At 30.8% G+C, this 16,132-nt stretch carries 13 protein-coding genes; 12 read left to right on the top strand and 1 reads right to left on the bottom strand.

The features are described 5' to 3' along the window. Positions 1–63 precede the first annotated feature (63 nt). The 7 genes from nusB to N534_RS0113790 all read left to right on the top strand — a co-directional run bounded on the left by nusB (position 64) and on the right by N534_RS0113790 (position 5,818). Complete coding sequence (gene nusB, locus N534_RS0113820) at positions 64–1,002, top strand: transcription antitermination factor NusB (protein ID WP_028893039.1); 939 nt, start codon at positions 64–66, stop codon at positions 1,000–1,002. Between the two features lie 37 nt (positions 1,003–1,039). Then, entirely contained in the window at positions 1,040–1,507 is a 468-nt protein-coding gene (locus N534_RS0113815) for a DUF1573 domain-containing protein (RefSeq protein WP_028893038.1), read from the top strand. After that, positions 1,507–1,827 (top strand): preprotein translocase subunit YajC, encoded by a 321-nt coding sequence (yajC, locus tag N534_RS0113810; RefSeq protein WP_028893037.1) that lies wholly within the window; start codon positions 1,507–1,509, stop codon positions 1,825–1,827. Before N534_RS0113815 ends, yajC begins: the two co-directional genes overlap by 1 nt. Positions 1,828–1,908: 81 nt before the next feature. Further along, positions 1,909–2,838, top strand: a complete 930-nt coding sequence (locus N534_RS0113805; protein WP_028893036.1) for a hypothetical protein — start codon at positions 1,909–1,911, stop codon at positions 2,836–2,838. A 1-nt stretch (position 2,839) separates the two neighbouring features. After that, the gene (coaE, locus tag N534_RS0113800) at positions 2,840–3,430 is read left to right on the top strand and encodes a dephospho-CoA kinase (RefSeq protein ID WP_028893035.1); all 591 of its coding nucleotides are present in this window, start codon (positions 2,840–2,842) and stop codon (positions 3,428–3,430) included. 109 nt (positions 3,431–3,539) lie between these two features. Then, on the top strand, positions 3,540–5,108 hold the full coding sequence (locus N534_RS0113795) for a sensor histidine kinase KdpD (protein WP_028893034.1): 1,569 nt from the start codon (positions 3,540–3,542) through the stop codon (positions 5,106–5,108). Between the two features lie 11 nt (positions 5,109–5,119). Then, complete coding sequence (locus N534_RS0113790) at positions 5,120–5,818, top strand: response regulator transcription factor (RefSeq protein WP_028893033.1); 699 nt, start codon at positions 5,120–5,122, stop codon at positions 5,816–5,818. Positions 5,819–5,885: 67 nt separating this feature from the next. Here N534_RS0113790 and N534_RS0113785 read toward each other — a convergent pair whose 3' ends face one another. Continuing rightward, on the bottom strand, positions 5,886–6,419 hold the full coding sequence (locus tag N534_RS0113785) for a hypothetical protein (protein ID WP_028893032.1): 534 nt from the start codon (positions 6,417–6,419) through the stop codon (positions 5,886–5,888). Positions 6,420–6,612: 193 nt separating this feature from the next. Here N534_RS0113785 and N534_RS0113780 point away from each other — a divergent pair, with 193 nt between their 5' ends. The 5 genes from N534_RS0113780 to uvrB all read left to right on the top strand — a co-directional run bounded on the left by N534_RS0113780 (position 6,613) and on the right by uvrB (position 16,108). Beyond that, positions 6,613–7,509, top strand: a complete 897-nt coding sequence (locus N534_RS0113780; protein ID WP_028893031.1) for an ABC transporter ATP-binding protein — start codon at positions 6,613–6,615, stop codon at positions 7,507–7,509. A 9-nt stretch (positions 7,510–7,518) separates the two neighbouring features. Continuing rightward, a complete protein-coding gene (locus N534_RS0113775; protein ID WP_028893030.1) occupies positions 7,519–8,367 on the top strand; it encodes an ABC transporter permease in 849 nt (282 codons plus the stop codon). 48 nt (positions 8,368–8,415) lie between these two features. After that, on the top strand, positions 8,416–11,271 hold the full coding sequence (locus N534_RS0113770; protein WP_028893029.1) for a T9SS type B sorting domain-containing protein: 2,856 nt from the start codon (positions 8,416–8,418) through the stop codon (positions 11,269–11,271). A 90-nt stretch (positions 11,272–11,361) separates the two neighbouring features. Then, positions 11,362–14,082, top strand: a complete 2,721-nt coding sequence (locus N534_RS0113765; protein ID WP_028893028.1) for a T9SS C-terminal target domain-containing protein — start codon at positions 11,362–11,364, stop codon at positions 14,080–14,082. A 37-nt stretch (positions 14,083–14,119) separates the two neighbouring features. Next, positions 14,120–16,108, top strand: coding sequence for an excinuclease ABC subunit UvrB (gene uvrB, locus N534_RS0113760; RefSeq protein ID WP_028893027.1), 1,989 nt, complete (start codon positions 14,120–14,122; stop codon positions 16,106–16,108). The last annotated feature ends 24 nt before the right edge of the window (positions 16,109–16,132 follow it).

Here is a 16,132-nt window from a genome sequence, read left to right as displayed (position 1 = left end):
AGTTTTACTTTTGCAGAGCGTTAGAAATAGTTTCTATCGCTCTTTTTTTTAAAGTTCTTTAGAATGATTAACAGAAGACATATTCGTGTTAAAGTAATGCAGTCGGTATATGCGATGCAACAATCGCACAGCGATGATTTAGTTAAGGAAGAAAAATTCTTAAAACACAGCATTCAAAAAATGTACGACCTGTACGTTTTAAATCTTCAATTATTAGTTGAAGTCCAAAAACTAGCTCGAAAAAGGATAGAGCTTTCAAAAAAGAAAATTCTTGCTACTAAAGAAGAACTTAATCCAAATACAAAATTTATTGACAACAAACTTTTAAACCAACTTAACGAAAGTGTAAGTTTAGAAGGTTACGTAGAGCTTAATAAATTAAACTATTGGGATCTTGACGATGAGTATGTGAAAATTTTGTTAGACGAATTACAAAAAAGTGACATCTACAAAAAGTACATGGATACAGTTGAAGATTCTTTTAATGTAGATCGTGCTTTTGTTATTGACTTTTTTAGAGAAATTGTAGCTCCTAACGAAAAAATAGCTGACTATTTTGAGGACAAAATGATTTCTTGGGTTGATGATATACCGTTTGTAAACACTTGGGTATTAAAAACTCTAAACAAACAAAAAGCCAATAAACCTTTTATTTTAGGTAGTTTATATAAAGATAGCGAAGATCAAGCCTTTGTATCCAACTTATTTAACAAAACTGTGTTAAATCAGCATAAGTACGAAGACGATATCAAAGAAAAAACACCTAACTGGGAAGCCGATAGAATTGCCGATATTGATATGATTATTATTAAAATGGCTATTACAGAATTTTTACACTTCCCTTCTATTCCTAGTAGAGTTTCTATTAACGAATATATTGAGTTAGCTAAAGACTATTCTACTAATAAAAGTGGTTACTTTATCAATGGTGTTTTAGATAAATTAGCTAAAGACTACCTTAGCTCAAATAAGATGGTAAAAATAGGTAGAGGATTATTATAAAAATTAGTATTTTTACAACAAACAAAAATATTTTACAATGAAGAAAATAGCAGTAGCATTAGCATTTGTTGTTTCAGCAGGAATGTTAGTTTCTTGCGGACAAGGTAATGCTTCATCAAAAGTAAAAAAAGAAAACGTTGAAAACGCAGAAAAAAGAGACAACACTATTAACCAAGGTGCTCCAGTAATTTCTTTTGACAAAGAAGAATTTGATTTCGGCACAGTTAAAGAAGGTGAGGTTGTTGAAACTACTTTCATCGTAACTAATACAGGTAAAAGTGATTTAATTATAACACATGCTCAACCATCATGTGGTTGTACCGTTCCTGAGTGGACAAAGGATCCAATTGCTCCGGGTGAAGCAGGTGAAATTAAAATCAGTTTCAATACTAGTGGAAGAACTAACAAACAATCAAAATCTGTTACGTTAACTACCAACACAGAAAAAGGTAGGGAAATAATTAAGATTTCTGGTATGGTAACTCCTAAAAACAAAGACGTATAATGTTTACTACCATTTTTTTACAAGCTAGTTCTCAAGAAAGTTTAATGAACATGCTTCCTTTTGTAGCAATGATTGCTGTTTTTTATTTTTTAATTATTCGCCCTCAAATGCGTCGTCAAAAAAAAGAAAAACAGTTTCAAACAGAAATTAAAAAAGGAGCTAAAATTGTTACCACAAGTGGTATTCATGGAAAAATAGTTGAAATTAATGATACTGACAATACGGTTTCTATCGAAACGGGTGCTGGTAAAATCAAGTTCGAACGTTCAGCCATTTCTATGGAACTAAGCAAAAAATATAGTGCTGAAAGTAAAAACTAACAGTAATACACTTATATAAAAAAGTGAGCTAATTAGCTCACTTTTTTGTTTTTTATGTAGATTGCGTCAATATTTATTTATTTGAAAAAAAACTTCAACATACCTAAAACCTTTTTTGGCTTTTTAATTGCCTCTGTATTTTTTTGGTTACTTATAAACCTATCAAAAGAGTACAACGCAGAGGTAGAATATAACATTGAATATACTAAACTACCTCAACAAAAAACATTAATTGAAGCTCCTTTTAACAAACTAACTTTAAATGTAAAAAGCAGTGGCTATAATTTATTGATGTCTAGTATTAATCATAAACCAATCATACTACAATTAGATAAAGCAACTAAAGAAAAAGGAAATAACTATTATTTTTTATCCAAAAATCTTCTTCCTGAAATACAACTTCAATTAAAATCCGGTATTGAGTTGAATAGTATTTTAGTCGATACTATCCCTTTAAAAATAGGGTTATTAAGCTCTAAAAAAGTTCCGTTAAAACCTAACGTAAACATTTCTTTTCAGTTAGGATATGGCCTTTCAAAACCCTTAACCCTTACCCCAGATAGTATTTTAATTTCTGGCAATGAAACTGATGTAAAAGAAATAGAGTTTCTAAATCTTGATAGTGCTACTTTAGAAAACATATCTAAAAACACAAATATTACTTCTTCTATTATATTTCCTGAAGGTGTTCAAATCAAAACAAACTATAAGTCAGCAAACATTGAATTATTAGTAGACAAATTCACTGAAGGTGAAATAGAAGTACCTGTACTTGTTAAAAATGCTCCAAAAGGAATTAATATTTTCCCTAAAAAAGTAAAAATAATTTATAAAGTGGGCCTAAAAAATTTCAACGAAATTACTCCTGATTTATTTAAAATAGAATGTGATTATTTAGAAACTGAAAATAAAGAGCTAAACTACTTAACTCCTAAACTTAAGAGTTCTCCTAATTTAGCTACGGTGCTAAGAATAGTACCTGATAAAATTGACTTTTTAATTTACGAATGATATGGTAGTAGGTTTAACAGGTGGAATTGGTAGCGGAAAATCTACCATTTTAAAAATGTTTTCTGAGTTTAAAAACATCGCTATTTACATGGCTGATGATGAAGCTAAGAAGCTTATGCATACTTCACCCGAAATCAAAACTCGATTAATTTCTGAATTTGGTAAAGAAACCTATATCAACAATGAATTAAACAGACCTTATTTAGCTTCTATTGTTTTTAAAAACAAAGAAAAATTAGCCTTACTAAACTCTATTGTTCATCCCGTTGTAAATGAGCATCTACAAAATTTTATCAAGCAAAATTCTGATAAAGCTTATATTTTATATGAAAATGCAATACTTTTTGAAAACGGAAGCGACGCTTTTTGCGATAAAATTATTACTGTTACTGCTCCTGAAGAAGTTAGAATTAACCGAGTTGTAAAAAGAGACAACTCTACTATTGAAGAAGTAAAAAACAGAATGAAAAACCAATGGAGTGTTATTAAAAAAACACTTCAATCAAACTATATTATTGATAATAAAACACTTAAACATTCTAAAGAACAAGTGTTAAAAATCCATAATTCTTTAACAAAAAGAACTGTATAATTTACGCTTTGCTAACTTTAAATGTTAAAATTTCCTTAATTTTACAATAACTTTGTTAATCTAAGTTAAAACATTATATCTCTAACTTTTATTAATTTATTTTTGAATAATGGGTAAGAAAATCTTTATTCTCATTGTTGTTTTAATGAGTATTTCTTTAATAGGAATTATCTCTATTCAAGTGTATTGGATAAAAGATGCTATAAAGAACAAACAACAGCAATTTAAAAATAATGTAACAATTGCTTTAGCTCGTACCTCTGAAAATATTAAAGAGAGAGAATATCAAGAGTTTGAGCAAAATTATAAAGATTATTTCGATAGTAACAAATTTAGAACTGATGCCGAAATAAAAACATTTCTTTTTCAACAGGTTGATACTGTTAGCAAGAAGAAATTTTCTTTTGGTAGTACCATTTTAGAAGAAAGCACTAAAATTCCAGGAGAATTTGTTGATAATGACTCTATTATTATCAAACGTTACTCTGGTAAAGAAGACATCTTCTTTTCTCAGGTAATAAAATCAGAAAACAAAGATTTTAAACCCTATTTAAACGAAAGCCGTTATTCTGTTTTTAGAAACTATCCTAATTGGAATGATAAAGAGATAGCTTATGCTTTTCGTCAAAGTAAAAATATCTTTATTCCTATTCATCAACGAATAAGTAATAAAGAGTTAAGCAACAGATTAAAAGAGGAATTCGCTAAAATGAACATTACTCAAGATTTTAAGTATGTTGTTTATGAAGATGGATTAGCAACACAATTAAGATCAGGATATTTTAACATACAACCAGAAGATATTAATTATCCTCTGTTAGAAGATGAAGAAGGAAATAGTAAATATAAATTATACGTAAAGTTTCCTGACAAGCGAAAAAACTTGTTATCAGGAATGATAAAGGTATTAATACTATCTCTATTTTTTATAGGTATAATTATTGCAGCTTTTTCAACATCGTTATACCAATTAATACGTCAAAAGAAGATTTCTGAAATAAAAACAGATTTCATCAACAATATGACACACGAGTTTAAAACACCTATTGCAACCATCAATCTTGCTTTAGATGCTATTAAAAACCCAAAAATCATATCTGACGAAGAAAAAGTAAAACGATACGTGCAAATGATTCGCGATGAAAACAAACGTATGCACGGGCAAGTTGAAAATGTATTACGAATTTCAAGACTTGAAAAAAACCAACTTGAAATTAACAAAGACGCAGTTGACATGCATGATATTATTGAAGAAGCTATTGAGCACATTCAATTATTGATTGATGATAAAAAAGGAAGTGTTTCTACACATTTTCAAGCTATTTCAACAGAGGTTTTAGGAAACCAATTCCATTTAACCAATGTTATTGTCAACATGTTAGAAAACGCCATAAAATACTCAGAAAACGCCCCGAAAATTGATGTGTTTACTGAGAGTACAAATAAATACTTTATCATTAAAATAAAAGATGAAGGTATTGGAATGAGTAAAAATGCTCAAAAATACGTGTTTGATAAATTTTATAGAGAACACAAAGGAAACATACACAACGTAAAAGGTCATGGTTTAGGACTAGCCTATGTAAAAGAAATCATAGACAGCCACCAAGGTACCGTTCACGTTGAGAGTGAAAAAGGCAAAGGAAGCACGTTTACAGTTAAATTACCATTAATATAAAAGATTAAGGAATGGGGAGTAAAAAAATATTATTAGTAGAAGACGATCCAAATTTTGGAACAGTTCTTAAAGATTATTTAGCGCTTAACGATTACAATGTTACACATGCTAAAGATGGAATCGATGGTTTAATCATGTTTAAAAATGCAGAATACGATTTGTGTATTTTAGATGTTATGATGCCTCGAAAAGATGGTTTTTCTTTAGCTGAAGACATTCGTGCTACAAACAAAGAAATTCCAATTATATTTTTAACTGCTAAAACATTAAAAGAAGATGTTTTAAAAGGATACCAAGTTGGAGCTGATGATTATTTAAATAAACCTTTCGATTCAGAAGTTTTATTACACAAAATCAAAGCTATTTTACAACGTAAAGAAACTGAAAAAACAAATGATAGTGATGAGTTCGAATTCAAAATTGGTGGATTTGACTTTAACTCTAAGTTACGTCACTTATCTTACAAAGGTGGAGAACCTCAAAAATTATCACCTAAAGAGAGTAAATTATTACGCATGTTAGCCATTCATAAAAACGACTTAATGCCACGTGAATTAGCCTTAACAAAAATTTGGCGAGATGATAACTATTTTACTTCTCGTAGTATGGATGTATACATTGCAAAACTTCGTAAGTATTTGAAGAATGATGAAAATGTAGAAATTTTAAATATACATGGTGAAGGATTTAGATTGATTGACAACAAATAATATCATTTTAAATAAAAAAAGCTTAGGATTTACCTAAGCTTTTTTCTTATCTAATCTATTTATTTTTCTATCTAGGTTCTAATGATTCTTCAATAGTACTGTACTTTCCTTTATAACTTCCTGTCGCTACACTACCGTTAATTCTTTTCACTTTAAAGTCTAATGAAATGTTAGTTTCATTAATTGAATTTATAGTTAAAGTAACTTCATCTCCAGTTTCATACTCCATTAACAATTGCTCATTATTGTATTCTCCTAAAAATTCTCCATTAGTCATAAACTCATACCATAAACTGTTTGTTGTATAAGTTTTTGAAGTTAAACTTTCATCACGAACAGCAATTGAAAAGAAATCTACCTCAGTTAAAGCTACACCTGAGTTTCGAGCAGCTTCTATATCTTGTTCAGTAATATTCAATAAATGTAAAAACACAGAAGTTCCACTTTCTTTAATAAATTTTTCTACGAAAATTGATTCAATCGGATAATTTTTCCCTTCAATTATAAATTGATTTGGTGTTTCTTGAACATCATCAGATGAACAACTTACATAAAAAACAGTTGTTAAGATAATTGCTAATAAGTAGTTTATTTTTTTCATAATAATATAATTTGACATGCAAAACTACCTTGGTTTTAAACCATCTAGTTAAGTTTACTTCTGAACAACCTTTAATTCTTTCTAAAAAGCCATGTTTTACTTTTGAATCATTTTCTGTTACTTTTTTTTATACATTGTAACAATAATTTGAATGAGTCGTCAAATACATATAATCAACAAAAATCAAAAAAGCTTGGAAACAATTTTATCTATACAAAACCTCGATAAAAAATACGGAAAAGTTCATGCGGTAAAGAACCTCTCTTTTGATATTCAAAAAGGAAATGTTTACGGAATATTAGGCCCTAACGGAAGTGGAAAATCAACCACTTTAGGTATAATTTTAAATGTAGTTAACAAAACCTCAGGAAATTTTAGCTGGTTTGACGGTAAATTATCTACTCATGAAGCTTTAAAAAAGGTTGGTGCCATTATTGAACGTCCTAATTTTTATCCTTACATGACAGCTGTTCAAAACTTACAACTTATCTGTAAAATAAAAGGTGTTTCGTATGATAAAATTGAAGAAAAACTAAAAATTGTAAATCTTTACGAACGTAGAAACAGTAAGTTTAGAACATATTCTTTAGGAATGAAGCAGCGCTTAGCAATTGCTTCTGCCCTATTAAACGATCCTGAAATATTAATTTTAGACGAACCTACAAACGGATTAGATCCACAAGGAATTCACGAAATCCGTCAAATTATCAAAGAAATTGCCCAAAATGACACAACTATTTTACTTGCTTCGCATTTACTAGATGAAGTAGAAAAAGTATGCTCTCATGTGGTGGTAATAAGAAATGGTGTAAAACTATACAGCGGTAGAGTTGATGAAATGACCGCCTCAAACGGATTTTTTGAGTTGCAAGCTGATGATCAAAATAAGCTTAAACAACTTTTAGAAAGTCACTCTTCAATAGGTACTATTAACAGTGAAAATGGAGTTTTAATTGCGAATTTATCTTCTGAATTGTCTGCTTCTGAAATTAATAAATTTCTATTTGACAACGGAATTTCACTTTCGCATTTAGTAAAACGCAAACCTAGTTTAGAGCAACAATTCTTAGACCTTACCAACAACCAATAAACTTACAACATGCTACGACTTTTAACTATAGAATTACATAAATTAAAATATAACAGAGCTAGTAAAGTTCTTTCAATTATTTATTTCGCCTTATTAACATCTATTGCTTTAATCGCTGCAATAAAATTTGATATAGGCCCAATTAAATTCCACTTAGCAGAACAAGGTATTTTCAACTTTCCATACATCTGGCATTTTAACACATACATAGCTGCTATTTTTAAATTTTTCTTACTATTAGTTATTGTTTCTATGATGGCTAATGAGTACAGCTATAAAACTTTAAAACAAAACTTAATTGATGGTTTAAGTAAAAAAGAATTTATTCTTTCTAAGTTTTACACTGTTATTGCTTTCGCTTTTGTTTCTACACTTTTTGTATTTATTGTTTCATTGATTCTTGGCGCTATTTATTCAGATTTTAATGAAATGTCTATTATTTTTTCAGATTTAGATTACCTATTTGCTTTTTTCATAAAACTATTAGGTTTTTTCTCTTTTGGTTTATTCTTAGGTATTTTAATTAAACGATCAGCTTTTGCAGTAGCAGCCATGATTGTTTGGTTAATTGTTGAAAGTTTAATTAAAGGATACTTGTATTGGACTTTTAGAAATGTAAAAACAGGAACTGATGAAGCGGTAAACGGTATCATGCAATTTTTCCCTTTAGAATCAATGGCTAATTTAATTAAAGAACCTTTTACCAGGTTAGGAGCGGTAAAATCGGTTGCTAGTCAAATAGGAGAAAACTTTACCAAAGACTACTCTGTTAGCTTATTCAACATAACAATTGTATTAATTTGGACAGCTATTTTTATTTATTCATCATATGCCTTGTTAAAAAAACGAGATTTATAGAGGGTTTTATGTAATTTAGTTGTTTTATCTATACTAAAATCAATTTAAATGGTAAAACAACTACTTTTTGTCTTTTTTTGTATAACCTCACTTTCTATTTATAGTCAAAAAGAAGCCAATGTTTGGTATTTCGGAAACAATGCAGGAATTGATTTTAACTCAGGAAGTCCTGTAGCTTTAAATGATGGATTACTAAAAACAGGAGAAGGATGTTCTACTATTTCTGACGAAGACGGGAATCTTTTATTTTATTCTGATGGAATTAAAGTATGGACAAAGAACCATGAGTTAATGAGATACTCTAATGGGCAGCTTGCTAATAATTTACAAGGAAATCCATCAAGCTCTCAATCTGGTCTAATTGTACCTGCCCCTGAGAATAAAAACATTTATTACCTTTTTACCGTAGGAACAGACTATGTTTCAAATAGAAGAGATGAAAACCCAGGTTTTAACTTTTACACCATTGATATAACAAAAGGAAATGGGGGTGAAATTATAGCGGGCCCCATCAACCTTTCTAACAACAGAGACAGGGAATGGTCTGAAAAAGTTACAGCTGTTCAAGGGAAAGATTGTACCGAAATATGGATTTTATCTATCGTTGAGAACTCATTTTATGCTTATAAAATTGATCAAAACGGTGTAGATTATTTGAATCCAGTCATCTCTTCTTCTTCCTATGTTCCATACGACAAAAGGGGATATTTAAAAGTATCACCTGATGGTACAAAAGTAGCTTTAGCAGATTTTACTGCTGATAGAAATTATTTAGGAAGTGGTCGTTTAGTTTTGTATGATTTTGATAATATTACAGGTAGAATTACTTCTTCAGGAGAAATACTTACTACCCCTTCAACTGATGGAGTACCTTATGGAGTTGAGTTTTCTCCACAGTCATCTAAACTTTATGTTTCCTTACTTATTCCTCCCTCTACTTTTAACATTCTCCAATTCGACTTACTTGATAGAGATGTAGCACTAACAAAAACTCAAATATGGAGAGGTTCTGGATATAGAGGTGCTTTACAATTAGCTTCCGATGGAAAAATATATAGTTCCATTCCTAATAAGTCATATTTAGGTGCTATTGAAAATCCAGATGAAAATGCTAATAAAGTGCTATATAAACCTGTTGCAGTTAGTTTAGGAAGAGGAACAACCACACAAGGGCTACCTCCTTTTATTCAATCATTTTTTGCTCCTGTTAAGTTACTCAATGCAAACTCTAATATAGTGTTAAGTAACACAAATCAAGTATTTTGTATAGGAGACAGCTACGAAATAGTTCCTGAAATTAATAACCCAAACGATACTTATACTTGGTATAAAGATGGAACTGAAGTAGCCAATACGAGAGAATTAACTGTAGATAACACCAATTTTGGAAGTGGCTTATACGAAGTCAAAATAGAATCTAATTCATATTGTAAAAAAACATATACAGGTAAAGTTCAAGTTACATTCGAACCTAAACCCCTAATCAATAAAATTCAACCTTATATTCAATGTGATTTTGATAATAATCATCATGACGGATACACAGCCTTTAACCTTGAACTTTTAGAAGCTTCTTTAGTTGACAACTCTTCTAATGTTTCAATAGATTTTTTTGAAACTTCAGATATTAATTTCACAAGACCTTTAAATAAGAGTAATTACATCAATTCGGTAGCCACTAATCACTCATTAACTGTTAAAGTAACTAACAATACTACTAAGTGTTATCAAACTCAAATTATCGAATTACAAGTAAACCCAACAGGATTAGACATTTATTCTGATGAACATATTAGTGAATTAGACCAAAACGCATCAAACCCTGATGCCAAATTTAGTATAGGTACTGATAATAGCTTTTTCGATTTTTCCTTGAAAACTCAAAAAATAATCAATAATTCTGGAGGTTCATTATCTGAAGTTACTCACGATTTTCAATATTACAGAACTACAGAAGATGCAACCTTACAAATAAACCAAATTCTTCCTCCTTATGAAGATGATTTATTTACTAATAATTCTGATGTCTATGTAAGGATTTCTAACAAAGGGGCAACATCTTGTGAAACTGTTGGGAATTTTAAAATACTTGTAGAAAAACTACCTATTCCGCAAGGAAATCTAAACGGAGAAATTTTATGTGTAGATAACCCAAGATTAAGCCCTCAACCTCATACTATAGCTTTAAATGCTGATACTGGGACTACTACAGATTCTTATAAGTGGTTCTTCAACGGTCAACTAATTCCTAACAAAACGTCAGCTGTATACAACGCAAATTTAGGTGGTGAATATAGAGTTGAAGCATACAGGATACACCCTGACATTACTACTCCTCTAATGGGATATAATACATTTATTGTTAAAGAATCTAACCAAGCATTAATTGTAAATATTAAGTCAGTAGACGATCAAGATAATCCAGCCAGTAATAAAATTGAAATTACTGTTAATGGATTAGGAGACTATGAATATGCTTTAAATAGTACAAATCTCAGTGATTTTGTCAAAGGAGATGAAAACCTCACATACACTTTTACTAATATTCCTCCTGGACTAAACTCAATTTCTATTAGAGACAGAAATGGATGTGGAGTTACTACATCTAACAAAATTTCAACTATTTATTTTCAACGTCATTTTACCCCTAATGGAGATGGATATTTTGACACTTGGAAAGTGTTAGGAGTTGATAATGACTATTACGATATTGTGAAAGTCCAAATTTTTAATCGTTTTGGAAAATTGATTAGCGAAATCACTGATAAAAATCATCCTGGTTGGGACGGTGTATACAATGGCACTACCCTACCTACTAATGATTATTGGTACAATGCAGAATTGATAGATAAAAGTGGAAAAACTCGAAAAAAAACAGGACATTTTTCATTGATTAGAAAATAAAAACAAACAGTTGATTTTAAAACAGTTAACCCAAAATACAATTATTCGTTTTTTTTTGTAAATTAGCTTTCACCAAACAATTAACTAGCTATGAATAAGTTAATATTTATAATACTATTCTTTTCTTCTCTTTTTTGTTTCTCTCAAAGAGAAACTGACAATTGGTTTTTTGGAGGTAAAGCCTCTATACATTTTAATAATGGACTTGTTAACGTTTCAAACAATAGTCAATTGTACACAAAAACAGGTTCCTCTAGCATTTCTAATAACCAAGGTGAATTATTATTTTACACAAATGGTCAAACCATTTGGAATAATGAGCACCAAATAATGGAAAACGGAGATGGTCTAGCTGGAGAACCAGAATTAATTCAACCAACGATAATAGTACCTAAACCTAATAGCAATAATATTTATTATGTTTTCTCTACTAGAAAAACTAAGACTAACACTCCTTTGTTTTTTCCAGGAATTTATTATTCTGAGATCGAAGTATCTAGTACTTACCCTCTAGGAAAAGTAGTACGAAAAAACGTTCGTCTTGAAAACTCAACAGCTACAAGAATTACTGCTGTACATCACAAAAATGGAAAAGATATTTGGGTAGTTACTTATGGAAGTGATTCTTATGGTGGACCAGACAATGTTTTTTTTGCCTTCAACATAACCGAAAAAGGCGTTAAACTCCCTGTAAAAAGTAGGTTAAATGAAATAGACCCTATTTTTAAGCTAGGAGAAATGAAAGCTTCACCCGATGGTAGTAAAGTTGCTTTATCAACAAATACCTTTATTTATATTTATAATTTCGACAATACAACAGGAACTCTTTCCAGATTTAAATACCTTAATTTATCCTTAAGTTTCACAGAAGGATACAGTTCTTATGGTTTAGCGTTTTCACCAAATTCAAAGCTATTATATTACCCTTCTTTATTTTCGGGTAATACTGGTAGATACTACACTATAATGCAAATGAATTTAGACAATCCTAGAGAAGATTACATTGGAGAATCTGTATTCAAAACCGAACCAAATAGAGCTAGTGCTTCAGCTCAATTGGGTTCAGATGGTAAAATTTATATAGCTCAAATAAGCACCAAAAATCTTTTTGATGATGATGGCTTTTATACTGGCTTTGAAATTTACCCAATAAAATCTTTAGGAGTCATTAACCAGCCTGACAAACAAGGAGAAGATTGTGACTATAAGCACGATGCTATAAACTTAGAAAATGGTCTATCCTATTATGGGTTACCTAATTTTATTCAATCTTATTTTAGAAATAGAATCATAACTGACAACGAATGTGTTTCTGATACTTTTGAATTTAGCTTAGATTCATATAGTACTATTGTTTCTGCAGAATGGGATTTTGGAGATGGGTCAACTTCAACAGAATTAACCCCTTCACATAAATACAATCAACCAGGGAGATATATTGTTTCTTGTGACGTTACTTTTAATTCTAATAAAACAACTTTTTACAAAGAGGTTATAGTTTTTTCACTTCCTAACCTAATTTCAAATCAAAAATTATTACAATGTGATAATGATAATGATGGTTTTAGCTTATTTAATTTGAATGAGATAAATAATTATATTACAAATGATAAGACCCTTACTTATAAATTTTACCGAAGTAAAATAGATGCTGAAAATAACACAAATGAAATCTTAAATTCTGAAAATTTTTATAATGAAAGCAACCCACAAACTATTTATGCCCAAGCAACTAACCTAAATGGTTGTTTGAATATTGAAAGCTTTTCTATTGAAGCCTTATTTACACCTTCTCAAACAATATCGCCTGTAACAGTATGTAAATCAGATGGAAATAAAGGTTTTTTTGATTTAAGAGTAAAAAGAAGCCAAGTAATTAATGAATTAGGGTTAAGTAAGTTTGAAAAAGTCTCTTTCCATGCTTCTTTAGAAGAAGCTCAAACGTCTGTGAACTTTCTTCCTTTTGAATATCTTTCTGCTTCCACTACTATATGGATGAAAATAGAAAACGAAAAAGGTTGCTTTGGTATATCCCCTATTGATTTAATAGTAAATGATCCTCAAATAAATTTAGACGACAACTATACCATTTGTATTAGTCCTTCAGATCACCCTTCGATTATATTAACAGAAGGTACTACCAATGACAGATTTGAATGGAGAGACGAAAATAATAACATAATTAGTACAAACAGAAACTTTCCCTTAACAGCAGCAGGAGAGTTTTCATTAACATTATACAGAACAATCAATGGCTTAGAATGTTCTGATTTTAAAACCTTTACAGTCAGTTATCCTCCACCTCCTGAAGTTTTAAGCGTTGAGGTTAATGTTCAAAATGAATCCGAAAATACCGTATACATTAATGTAAATGGAGATAGTAGTTATGAATATTCTTTAGATGATAACACATATGTTGGAAGTGGAACATCTCATACTTTTAATAATATACCTCCAGGAATTGCGACTATCTACATTAGAGACCTAAATAAATGTGAACCTTCAATTAATGATTCCGCCAGTATCATTGGATACCCTAATTTTTTAACTCCTAATGCTGATGGTTTTAATGACTATTGGAAAGTATATGGTGTGAGCTCTAACTTCTTTAAAGAAATTGATATTAAAATATTTAACCGCTTTGGTAAAGTACTTTATGTTATAAACGATAAGAATGCTGAGATTGGTTGGGACGGAACATACAATGGTACATCGCTTCCCTCTAACGATTATTGGTTTCATGCCAAACTTGTAGACTTAAACGATAATTCTATAGATAAAAAAGGACACTTTACCCTAAAAAGAAATTAAACTTCATCACATAAATAACTATCCGTATTTTTGTTGAATGAACTTTGAATTACACTCAGAATTTAAACCTACAGGTGATCAACCTCAAGCAATTAAACAGTTAGCTAACGGAATCTTAGCTGACGAAAAATACCAAACACTTTTAGGTGTTACTGGTTCTGGAAAAACATTTTCTGTTGCTAATGTTGTTGCCGAAGTACAACGACCTACACTTGTTTTGGCACATAACAAAACTTTAGCGGCACAATTGTATTCAGAGTTTAAACAGTTCTTCCCTAACAATGCGGTAGAGTATTTCGTTTCATATTATGATTACTATCAACCCGAAGCTTATATTCCTGTTACAGGAACGTATATTGAGAAAGATTTATCCATCAACGATGAAATAGAACGTTTACGAATTAGCACCTCTTCTTCCCTACTTTCAGGGCGCCGAGATGTGTTAGTTGTAGCCTCGGTATCTTGTTTGTATGGTATTGGAAATCCGACTGAGTTCAAAAAAAATGTCATCACCATTGAAGTTGATCAACAAATTTCTCGTACCAAATTTTTACATCGCTTAGTAACAAGTTTATATGCTCGAACAGAAGTTGAAATAAAAAGCGGAACGTTTAAAGTAAAAGGTGACGTAGTTACAATTTATCCATCGTATGGAGACAACGGATATAGAGTTCACTTTTTTGGAGATGAAATAGAAGAAATTGAAACCTTCGATATTGAAACTAACGAAGTCATTACGCGGTTAGACAAATTGAATATTTATCCAGCTAACTTATTTGTAACCTCTCCTGACATACTACAAAACGCCATTCATCAAATTCAGGAGGATATGGTAAAACAGGTAGATTATTTTAAAGAAATAGGAAAACATTTAGAAGCAAAACGTTTACAAGAGCGTACCGAATTCGACTTAGAAATGATTCGTGAGTTAGGTTATTGCTCTGGAATTGAGAACTACTCTCGTTACTTAGACGGAAGAGAAGCGGGTACCCGTCCTTTCTGTTTGTTAGATTATTTTCCTGATGACTACTTGATGGTGATTGATGAAAGTCACGTAACTGTACCACAAGTTCACGCGATGTATGGCGGAGATAGAAGTCGTAAAGAAAACTTGGTAGAATACGGATTCCGTTTACCTGCTGCAATGGATAACCGTCCATTAAAATTTGAAGAATTTGAAGCTCTACAAAACCAAGTAATCTACGTTTCTGCAACTCCAGCAGACTACGAGTTACAAAAAACAGAAGGTTTATTTGTAGAACAAGTTATTCGACCAACAGGACTGTTAGACCCTGAAATTGAAATCCGTCCGAGTTTAAATCAAATAGATGATTTAATTGAAGAAATTCAGATTCGTGTAGAAAAAGATGAGCGTACTTTGGTTACTACCTTAACAAAACGTATGGCTGAAGAATTAGCTAAATACTTAACTAGAATTCAAGTACGTTGTCGTTACATTCACTCTGATGTAGATACCTTAGAACGCGTAGAAATTATGCAAGACTTACGTAAAGGTTTATTTGATGTACTGATTGGAGTAAATCTACTTCGTGAAGGATTAGACTTACCAGAAGTTTCCTTAGTTGCTATTTTAGATGCTGACAAAGAAGGTTTTTTGCGTTCGCACCGTTCGTTAACACAAACCGTAGGTCGTGCAGCACGTAACGTAAATGGTAAGGCAATTATGTATGCGGATAAAATTACCAATAGCATGCAACTCACTATTGACGAGACCAATCGTAGACGTGAAAAGCAAATTAATTACAATACGGCTCACGGAATCACTCCAACACAAATCAATAAAAAGATAGACAATACGCTATCTAAAAATGCTATTACCTCGTATCATTATGATAATGTGGCACAAAAAGCTGCTGAACAAGAGTTGGAATACTTACCTAAACAAGAAATAGAAAAACGTATTCGTACCAAACGCAAGCAAATGGAAGAAGCTGCCAAAGCATTGGACTTTTTAGTAGCAGCACAACTCCGTGATGAGATTGAGGTTTTGAAAGAAAATTTGTAAGTGAATTTAGATAAATTCTAATCA

The organism is Tenacibaculum sp. 47A_GOM-205m (assembly GCF_000518405.1).
Taxonomy (GTDB): Bacteria; Bacteroidota; Bacteroidia; order Flavobacteriales; family Flavobacteriaceae; genus Polaribacter; species Polaribacter lutimaris.
The sequence above is the reverse complement of the archived record's forward strand: the minus strand, read 5'-3'. Positions and strand labels throughout refer to the sequence as shown.